At 62.8% G+C, this 2,158-nt stretch carries 3 protein-coding genes; all 3 read left to right on the top strand.

The genetic code is table 11. From position 1 onward, the window contains the following. Positions 1-594 (top strand): GolD/DthD family dehydrogenase (locus HX846_RS36065; RefSeq protein WP_178967329.1); only part of this gene is annotated, 594 nt, incomplete at its 5' end. A 28-nt stretch (positions 595-622) separates the two neighbouring features. Further along, positions 623-1,738: an erythritol/L-threitol dehydrogenase gene (locus HX846_RS36060; protein WP_008434653.1), complete on the top strand. Its 1,116-nt coding sequence runs from the start codon at positions 623-625 to the stop codon at positions 1,736-1,738. 180 nt (positions 1,739-1,918) lie between these two features. Next, positions 1,919-2,158: dihydroxyacetone kinase subunit DhaK (locus HX846_RS36055; RefSeq protein ID WP_178967328.1), on the top strand; the 240-nt coding region annotated here is incomplete at its 3' end.

The following is a 2,158-nucleotide window of genomic DNA, read 5'->3' as shown; positions in this document are numbered from 1 at the left end:
AGCCTCGGCGCCGGGAACATCGGCATCGCCGTGGACCTGCGCCAACTCGACCAGGTGCACAGCACCATCGATTACGTATTCGATCACTTCAAACGCTTGGATTACCTGATCAACAGCGCCGGCGTGGCCCTGCTGGACAAGGCCCTGGACGTCAGCGAAAACGCCTGGGACACCACTCTCGACATCAACCTCAAGGCCAGTTTCTTCGTGGCCCAGGCCTGCGCCAGGCACATGCTGGCCCAGGGCAGCGGGCGCATCGTCAACCTCGCCTCCCAAGCGGCGGTGATCGGCCTGGACCGTCACGTCGCCTACTGCGCCAGCAAGGCCGCCGTGGTCGGCATGACCAAGGTGCTCGCCATGGAATGGGCGCCCCACATCAACGTCAACGCCATCTCCCCGACCATCGTCGAAACCGCCCTGGGTAAAAAGGCCTGGGCGGGCGAGCTGGGGGAACGGGCCAAATTGCAGATCCCGGCGGGCCGCTTTGCCCAGCCGGAAGAAATCGCCGGGCTGGCGTTGTACCTGCTCAGCGACGCCGCACAGATGATCACCGGGGAAAACGTGGTGATCGACGGTGGCTACAGCATCCAGTAATTGATCTTTTGTCGTGAGGTTTATCGTCATGTCTACCGTTACCGAACGCACTGCCGAACAACTGTCCCCCGTCATTCCGAAAACCATGCAGGCCGTGGTCTGTCACGGCCCCGAAGACTATCGCCTGGAGACCGTCGATGTGCCGACGCCCGGCCCCGACGAGATCCTCACCAAGGTCGAGCTGTGCGGCATCTGCATGGGCGACATCAAGACCTACCGCGGCGCGCCCTCGTTCTGGGGCGACGCCGAGCAGCCGCGCTACGTGAAGCCACCAATGATTCCCGGCCACGAGTTTGTCTGCCGCGTGGTCGCCCTCGGCCCCGGCGCGGAAAAGCGCGGGGTGAAGGTCGGCGACCGGGTGATTTCCGAACAGATCGTGCCGTGCTGGGGCTGCCGCTTCTGCAACCACGGCCAGTACTGGATGTGCCAGAAACACGACTTGTACGGTTTCCAGAACAACGTCCAGGGCGCCATGGCCCAGTACATGATCTTCACCAAGGAAGGCATCATCCACAAAGTACCGGACTCGATTGCCCCGGACGAAGCCATCCTGATCGAACCCCTGGCCTGTTCGCTGCACGCGGCGGAACGGGCGAATGTGGATTTCGACGACATCGTGGTGGTGGCCGGCGCCGGCACCCTGGGCCTGGGGATCATCGGTGCGGTGCGCATGCGCAACCCGAAAAAACTCATCGTGCTCGACATGAAACCCGAACGCGCCGCCCTCGCCCTGCGCATGGGCGCGGACGAAGTGTGGAACCCGGCAGAAGTCGACGTGATGGCGAAGATTCGCGAGATCACCGATGGCTACGGCTGCGACATCTACATCGAAGCCACAGGGCACCACAAGGCGGTGAACCAGGGCCTGGCGATGTTGCGCAAGCTGGGGCGCTTCGTGGAATTCAGCGTGTTCAACGACGAGGCCACGGTGGACTGGTCAATCATCGGTGACCGCAAGGAACTGGACGTGCTGGGCTCGCACCTCGGCCCCTACATGTACCCGCGCGCCATCGACTTTATCGGCAACCGCAAGATCGACATGCGCGACGTGGTGACCCACAAGTTTGCCCTGGCGGACTTCAAGGAAGCGTTTGCGGTGATGGAGCGCGGGGACAAGTCGCTTAAAGTCGTCCTGGAACCCTGATTGGCCCAATAACACAAAACCCTGCGGGCGCCGGGCTTAGGCTTTTTGTGGGAGCTGGCTTGCCTGCGATGCAGACGCCTCGGTCTATCTGTGACACCGAGCCGATGCAATCGCAGGCAAGCCAGCTCCCACAAAGCCCCCGGCTCCCACACCAAGAACAAGAACACAGGAAACCGCGTTATGAATCGAGTGATAAACGATCCGGACCAGGTGGTGGAGGACATGCTGCGGGGTATTCTGGTCGCGCACCCCGAGCTGCGCCAATACGAAACCAATCCCCGGGTGATCGGCAAGGCCAAGCCGTCACCACAGGGCCGCGTGGGCATCGTGACCGGCGGCGGCTCCGGCCATGAACCGGCGTTCCTTGGCTACGTCGGCCCCGGCCTGGTAGACGCCGTGGCCGTCGGCGAAATCTTCTCC

This window comes from Pseudomonas sp. K5002 (assembly GCF_013386655.1).
Taxonomy (GTDB): Bacteria; Pseudomonadota; Gammaproteobacteria; order Pseudomonadales; family Pseudomonadaceae; genus Aquipseudomonas.
The sequence above is the reverse complement of the archived record's forward strand: the minus strand, read 5'-3'. Positions and strand labels throughout refer to the sequence as shown.